The sequence below is a fragment of the Rhizobium sp. P2_G2 genome, assembly GCF_056403555.1.
On sequence record NZ_JBFUFF010000081.1, the window covers coordinates 24,084 to 31,653 of the forward strand.

The 7,570-nt window shown below is 58.5% G+C and carries 5 protein-coding genes and 1 pseudogene; 2 read left to right on the forward strand and 4 right to left on the reverse strand.

Annotated elements, in window-relative coordinates; translation table 11 throughout:
* Nucleotides 1-4: 4 nt before the first annotated feature.
* From AC1D06_RS32735 to AC1D06_RS32750, 4 genes are all read right to left on the reverse strand, one after another.
* Complete coding sequence (locus AC1D06_RS32735; RefSeq protein WP_477990035.1) at nucleotides 5-2,662, reverse strand: OmpA family protein; 2,658 nt, start codon at nucleotides 2,660-2,662, stop codon at nucleotides 5-7.
* Between the two features lie 7 nt (nucleotides 2,663-2,669).
* Nucleotides 2,670-3,335 carry a hypothetical protein gene (locus AC1D06_RS32740; RefSeq protein ID WP_477884072.1) on the reverse strand — a complete coding sequence of 222 codons (666 nt, stop codon included), beginning with the start codon at nucleotides 3,333-3,335 and terminating at the stop codon, nucleotides 2,670-2,672.
* Between the two features lie 713 nt (nucleotides 3,336-4,048).
* Nucleotides 4,049-5,227, reverse strand: a complete 1,179-nt coding sequence (locus tag AC1D06_RS32745) for a patatin-like phospholipase family protein (RefSeq protein WP_477990036.1) — start codon at nucleotides 5,225-5,227, stop codon at nucleotides 4,049-4,051.
* Nucleotides 5,228-5,511: 284 nt separating this feature from the next.
* Nucleotides 5,512-5,994, reverse strand: a complete 483-nt coding sequence (locus AC1D06_RS32750; RefSeq protein ID WP_477990037.1) for an Lrp/AsnC family transcriptional regulator — start codon at nucleotides 5,992-5,994, stop codon at nucleotides 5,512-5,514.
* 103 nt (nucleotides 5,995-6,097) lie between these two features.
* Between AC1D06_RS32750 and AC1D06_RS32755 the strand changes: the two genes are divergently transcribed.
* Both AC1D06_RS32755 and AC1D06_RS32760 read left to right on the forward strand, forming a co-directional pair.
* A complete protein-coding gene (locus AC1D06_RS32755) occupies nucleotides 6,098-7,306 on the forward strand; it encodes a diaminopropionate ammonia-lyase (protein ID WP_477990039.1) in 1,209 nt (402 codons plus the stop codon).
* A pseudogene (locus AC1D06_RS32760) lies at nucleotides 7,303-7,570 on the forward strand (Zn-dependent hydrolase); the annotation flags it as partial. The gene AC1D06_RS32755 and the pseudogene AC1D06_RS32760, both read left to right, overlap by 4 nt.

Genomic DNA, 7,570 nt, shown 5'->3' on the forward strand with positions numbered 1-7,570 from the left:
CGCACTATTCTAGGCTTATCGTAATCGAAACCCGGCGATTGGTGGAGCTCCCAGTTTGACTATTTTCAGGCACCACCGGCTCAAAAGTGCCAGCGCCCCGAACCAGCAGCAGTTCCGGAGCGACGCCGCGCTTGTTGAGAAGCGCACGAACTGTCTCGGCGCGGGCGGCGCTGATCGACACGTTGGCCGTCTCGCGGCCCGTGGCGTCCGCATGACCGGTTAACATGAACCGCGCTGTCACGCCTGACTTGCGGGCATTTTGGGCGAATTCCTTTATTTGATCCGCCAACCTGTCGAGGACCGGCGTCTGCTCTGGTCCCGGCACAGCTTTGCCGGAATAGAAGAAAATATCGGTCGCCTGGATGGCCTCTCTCAAATAATTAAGTTCTGCGAGGTTCAGCTCATGCAGCTGCGAGACATCCAGAACCACTCCGTCAGCCGAAAGTTGTTCTGCGGCGGCCTGCGCCCGGTTGATCCAGTTGGCAGGAGCCTCACCCTCGGCAACGATGCGACCCTGGGCAATCGAAAGCAGAACAGATTTGGGCGGAGCCAGCGACGCCGTAAGCCGCTTTAACACGAACGCCGGCTCAAGGCTCTGATAGAATTGCCATTGCGAATGGACGCGGGCGGGGTCGACCTGCGTTCCAGACAACAGCGACTGCGGGTCGGCGCCAAGCGGGTCTCTCAGGCCGGAAATATAGAATTGGCCATCGCGCGCCTTTTGTTCGGCGACGATGATGCCCGGCTGGGTCYYMAGTCGCGACACATAGGCCTGCCAGTGCTCCGCCGCGCGTGTTTCRGGGCTCACATCACGAACCTTGGAGATGTCGAATTCCGGTCCGCCTGCAGAAAGCTGTCGGGCCGCTGCGCGCGCCCGATCTATCCAGGTGTCGGGAGCCTCACCCTCGGCAACGATGCGACCCTGGATAATCGAAAGACGTACTGTATCTGGCGGAGCCAGCGATGCCGTAAGCCGCTTTAACACGAACGCCGGCTCAAGGCTCTGATAGAATTGCCATTGCGAATGGACGCGGGCGGGGTCGACCTGGGTTCCAGACAACAGCGACTGCGGGTCGGCGCCAAGCGGGTCTCTCAGGCCGGAAATATAGAATTGKCCACCCCTCGCCGTTTGTTGGGCGACGATGATGCCCGGTTGGGTCTTAAGTCGCGACACATAGGCCTGCCAGTGCTCCGCCGCGCGTGTTTCGGGGCTCACATCACGAACCTTGGAGATGTCGAATTCCGGTCCGCCTGCAGAAAGCTGTCGGGCCGCTGCGCGCGCCCGATCTATCCAGGTGTCTGGAGCCTCACCCTCGGCAACGATGCGACCCTGGACAATCGAAAGTCGTACTGTATCCGGCGGAGCCAGCGACGCCGTCAGCCGCTTCAACACGAACGCCGGCTCAAGGCTCTGATAGAATTGCCATTGCGAATGGACGCGGGCGGGATCGACCTGCGTTCCAGACAACAGCGACTGCGGGTCGGCGCCAAGCGGGTCTCTCAGGCCGGAAATATAGAATTGACCACCCCTCGCCGTTTGTTCGGCGACGATGATGCCCGGTTGGGTCCTCAGTCGCGACACATAAGCCTGCCAGCGCTGCCCCGATTGCCAGGAAAGAAAGAACCAACCGCCTACCGGAATCAAAACCAGCAGGACTGCAGCCACCACCAGCCACGGAAATCCCTGATTTGAGTCCTCCTGCTTCAGTTCAACGCAGGTCTGCAACTGCGTCTCTATGCCGGCCAACTGAGAACCGTCGCCGTCAAACTGCTCTAAAGCCTGTGAGTATTCATCATGGATGCGAAGCAACACATCGCGAACTATTTCATGTAATTCCTCTGGCGGATTTCCCCGGATCACCGAAACCAAGGTCGCAAACTGTCCAACTTCTGACCAGAGACGAAGCTCCCCAAAGCGGATAGTGTCCAGACCGCTCTGTTCTTTCTCGTTGAATGAGTCTTTAACAAAGTCTTGAATAGCACTGAGCATCGAAGAAATAAGTTGAGGATCTTCGCTCGTTGCRTTWTCGGCMGTTACATGCGCKATCAAAAGTCCGGAATTTCGGTCAATAAGAAAGACATGTTCTACGCGATAGACAAGAGAATGCTTTAGAACAACTTCCGAGAAGCTGGCACCAGTTCTCCAAGACTCAAATCTCCACTTGAGTCCATGCCAGGTAAATATATGTCTTAAAGTTTCATTCAGCGACTGAAAGGTCTGGTCGATCTTTTCCCCGATCGACTTGCGAATTGCCGGCAGAAACACCGGGTATAATATATCCGTCAGCGTGCGCGGGCTCTTCTTGATCGACCGTTGCACAGCCGTCTCGACGGCTGGCGCAAGGGCCTCGCCGAGCTGCGTATGAGGCGCCCGTGCGGCTGCACTGGGAAGAATGCCGCCCACTGCTTCCGCAAGCTGCTCCGGTTCGCCCAGAAGATGCGTAACTCGTGAAAGCTCCGAAATTTCGCGGCCGACCAGCAACTGGCGCAGCGTTTCCATGCGGCGATCGGCGGTTGGAACTCCGTCGAAACGCGCATGATGGTCGGGATCAACGTTCCGGGCAATTTCGACCAAAAGATTAGCCAGAGCCGCGCGATCGATCTCGGTATCGTTCGAGGCGGCTCTTTGAGGAAACCTGATAGGGTCGACGCTCGACGTCAAGTTCCGATCAACTCGCTTTCCAGCCACGTTCTGAGGTGCTCTTGCTGCCGCCGGAATCCTGATTTATGCATTTTGCAACCTCGACAAACAGCCCAGCCAAAAGATTTCTGTCAGTCTTGACGTTACTGAGATCGGAAAACATTTTCTCCATTAGCATCTGAATGCTTTCATTCTTTTGCTTGATTTCCTCACGCAGCAAATGATCGCTTCGACTTATCCGGTCCGAAACGTCGCGCTCAAGCTCGCTCAATTGATCCGACAACGCGCGCACCTGCTTTTCAAGTGCCTGATTTTGCTCGCGAAGATTCCGGTCAATCTCCTTGTCGGCCTCGGCTCGCGCATCTTTTTCGCTCCGCAATTGCGCCGCGAGCGATTCGACCTGCTTCTTTGCATTTGACTCGTACATTTCAAGATTGCGCTTGGCCTCGGATTCGACTTCCTTGAAGCGCTGCAAGAACCGGTCTTCAAGCTTGGAAAAACGGCGGTCATAGTCCTGCATCTGGTTGCCGAACAGCAGATCGCGTATCTTGTCGACACCCACAGCGTCACCGGAGAGCCCGCCCTCGCGGGCCTGGGTCGCCATGAAATTCAGTCCGTTTGCCTCTGCATTGCCTATCAGATTTTCGTCCGCTCTATTTGCGGAAGAAGTGGTACTCGAAGATTCCTTTGCCATCCTTACCCCTCCATTTAAACACCTGCCACAGTACAACTCCTCGAACAGGGAACAATGTCAGCAAAATAGCCGGCCCACAAGTCGAAATCCTCTTGACTCAGGCAGAATCTTCTTGGTTCAAGTCGATTCGCGGCGCGGCCGGCTTAAGAGCGGGCGGCCGCGAATTATCGGGGATCAAAGGCGGCAGGCGCGCGGTCGTCGAGCAGTGACGGCCCGCAATCGTTACATTCAGGGAGGCATGCTGTTCAATCATAAGGCGATCGTCCGAGTAACGATGACGGCAGGGCGCAATATGGCGCCGAAGGAGGCCGATCCGATCACGGTAAGAAGCGCTACGGGCGTTTGCGCGCACTCGCACAGATGGCGCGACTGTGTTTCAGCGTGGAATATTGGCCCACGGGCGGGGTGACCGACGTCTAACTCTTACGGCCGCAATACGACGTTTGCCAGAGATTGTGGCTGCTGGTCAAAGTCCAAGCTACATCTCGGTTTGGCGCATCAGCGATGCGAGGTACTGGCTCAAAGTTGCCGCATCAGTGCCCTCAAAGCATTGCTCGATGGACGTTTGCTTTAGGAATGCACACCCACGGGCTGAACAGCTGAGATGACGGCGCGAAGCCGTCGTTCAATGACAAGCCGCTCAATGTCAGCAATGGGCGAAAAACGGTCGAACACAAAGCTCCACGAGCGACCAAGGTGTTATTGCCAAGAGCTTAAAAGAACGGCTGATCTTTCCAAACCTTGCCCTCCAGCATTGCCGAATAGCCCAGGTTATAAACCGACCTCATGTACTCGGTGTTGAATGGGTCGGACACTGAATAGGGAATTTGCTTGCCGATCGCCGCAACACGGAAATGTGTGCCGGTCCGCCTGGTATAGCCGTATAGAGCCAGAAGCGAGCTGCGGGTCTGTGACTTGATCAGGATCGAGTAGGCACGCGCCATCAAGGGAAGCGTCTTGTCCGACGTGATTGAGAATTCGGGCATCAGCGCATTGTTGACGATGACATACATGGTCACGTTTTGACGCCTTGCCCCAGGGATCCGTCTTGCGCTGGCGATCAGTTTTTCGGGGAGCGTCAGAATCTGCGACGCCGAACCGCCGTCGGAGTGCATTTCTTCGATATCGTGGTGTCCCACACGTGCCTTGATCATGACAGCAGGAAAGATGCCGGGTATGCTCGCCGAAGCAATCAGCACATCCTGGAACAGTTTCAGTGCTTCGGGCCGTCCGCTGTCTGCGATCGCCCCCATGTTCCAGACCACGGCGCGTTGGGTGTCGAGATCGGTGGTCAGGACAAATAGCCGCCGCCCCTTGCGATGTTCGGCAGCGATCTGGGCGAGGAGCGCGCGCGTGACACAATGCTCGACCATCTGCCTGAGTGGTTCCGGTTTCAGCAGGCTCTTTCCGAGCAATCCGGTTCCCATCCACCTTGCTTCGACCAAATTCCTGGCCGTGCCGCTTGTATAGAGCCGTGTCAGGCTCTGATCATATCGCCGTCCCAGAAAAGCGTAAGGCGCGATGAGCGCGCCTGTACTGACGCCGGTGACGACATCGAATATGGGGCGTTTTCCGGTCTCGCTCCAGGCCGCCAGGATGCCTACGGTGAATGCCCCGCCGGCGCCGCCGCCCGATATCATCAGGACGTTGACGTCGCGCTTCGTCGGCGAAGGTACCCATTTTTTCGGATCAGCCGGAGCCTTGTCCAGATCGGCATCGAGATAGGTCCTGATGTCCTCGAACCCGACGATTGACGCTGCCTGGGCCTCGGAAACATTGTAAATGGACCGCGTGGTCTGCGTGCATCCGGCCAGGATCATGGCCAAGGCCGAAAGTGCGACCACCGTCATGACAATGTCGGACCGGTATTCATTTCCAGATCGATTTCGCATGCACCCCCTTCTTGGACGCTCAAGATCGATCTATCAGCGTCCTGCGGCTCCTGGGTTTCGGCGGGGTAAGATACTGTAAAGTTTTATTGCCGCCGTTGCGCGGAACGCATTCGTGGAACTGGTTGAGCAGATTGAACTCTGCCTCAGTTCCGGAGCGACCAAGCCTGCATGGCTGCTCACAGGCTGCTGCCGGAGAGATTGCCTTGTCATGTCCACTCTGCACCGGACGCCGAAGACATCGCGGGCGGCGCGACAACACGCACCAGCCGCATCCCGGACCCAGCCTACGCCACCGGCACTTCCAACCCCGCCTTGATCCGGTCCATGGCAACGAAGGTCCGGAAGCGTTTCACATTGTTGTTGCCGAAGAACAGCCTTCTGGTCAGCGCTTCATAGGCGGCCATGTTGGGTACCACGATCACCAGAACGAAGTCCGCCTCGCCCGTGACGTAAAAACATTGCTGGATTTCCGGCGTGACGGCGAATTCACGCTTGGCGGCCTCGATCTGCTCTGCGGTCTCGCTGATCACCTCGACCTCGACGAAGATGGTGATGGGATGCCCGAGTGCTGCCGGATCGACCACGGCGACATTGGCCTGGATAATGCCGGCCTCGGTCATTTTCTTGATGCGGCGCTGGACGGCGGGGGCCGAGAGGTTGATCGCCTCGCCGATCGTCCGCTGGGGCGTCAGATTGTCCTTCTGCAGGATTTTCAGGATCTTTCGATCGAAGTCGTCGAGCGCCACGCGCGGTGATGTCTGGTCCATGAAACTCTTGCCGCGAGAAACAAAATTGCAAATCTCCGACCGATATTCAGCGCAAATTTCGCCTCGAATGCAATATGTTTTCGCAGGAATAAGCGAGGTGACGATGTTTCTGACCAACACCAACACCGCATACAGATCCGCTCTCGACCCGCGCGACACCGAGACGCTCGGCCTGACCGCAGCGGGAGAAGTCGAGCGCTTTCTTTCGCACCGAAAGAACAATGCCGAGACACCGCTTATCGCGCTGGCCAATCTGGCCCGCGACATTGGCGTCACCAGCATCCATTTGAAGGATGAAGGCCAGCGCCTCGGCCTTGGCAGCTTCAAGGCGCTCGGCGGCTCCTATGCCGTGATCCGCCTGGTACTGGAGGAGGCAGAAAGGACGCTCGGGAGACCGGTCGACGTCAGCGAACTTCACAGTCCGGAGGTTGCCGCGGTGGCCGGGACGATGACCGTCGCCTGCGCAACAGACGGCAATCACGGTCGGTCGGTGGCGCAGGGCGCGCAACTGGTCGGCGCGCGTGCGGCGATCTTTGTCCATGCCGGCGTCAGCGACGCGCGGGTTGCCGCCATCGGTCGCTTTGGCGCGGAGATGATCCGCGTCGAAGGCACCTATGACGATTCCGTCAGACAAGCCGCAAGGATCGCCGCCGAGCGGGGCTGGACGATCGTTTCGGACACATCCTGGCCCGGCTATGAACGCATTCCTGGCTTGGTGATGCAGGGCTATACGGCGATCATCCGCGAAGCGCTGCGCAGGCTGCCCGATCCGCCGACCCATGTTTTCGTCCAGTCCGGCGTCGGCGGCATCGCAGCGGCGGTGGCCGGCCATCTGGCCATCGTCCTCGGGGATAAACGCCCGATCTTCACCGTCGTCGATCCCGGTCGTGCGGCCTGCATCGTCGAAAGTGCGAAGGCGGGCCACCCCGTCACTATCGCGCATGGCGAGCCGACGGTCATGGCCATGCTCGAATGCTACGAGCCATCGCTTGTTGCCTGGCGCATCCTGTCGCGTGTGGCAGACGCCTTCATGACCGTGGACGAGGATGATGCAACAGACGTGATGAAGCGGTTGGCGCGACCGATATCCGGCGATCCGGCCGTGGTCGCGGGTGAAAGCGGCGGTGTCGGGCTTGCCGGATTGATCAGGGCCATGGCCGATCCCACGATCAAATCGGGACTTGGGCTCGGCTCGTCCTCCCGCGTCTTCGTCATCAATACGGAAGGCGCGACCGACCCGGCAAAATACGAGGAAATCGTCGGCATGTCGCCGGCCGCGGTCATGGCCGGCAATCTGGAGAAAGCGCGATGACCGGCTCGTCGATCGATCCAGGACGCCTGCTGGGACATATCCGGGCGCTGGGAGATATCGGGCGCGACGCCGATGATCGTCTCGTCAGGCTCTCTGCCTCCGATGCCGAGAAGCTGGGACGCGACCGCGTCGTGGGTTGGATGCGGGACGCCGGCCTCGAAATCGCGATAGATCGCATCGGCAATATTTTCGGCATATGGAAGCCGGCAGAGGCCGCTTCGGCGGCCAGTGATCCGCTAATGCTGGGATCGCATATCGACACTG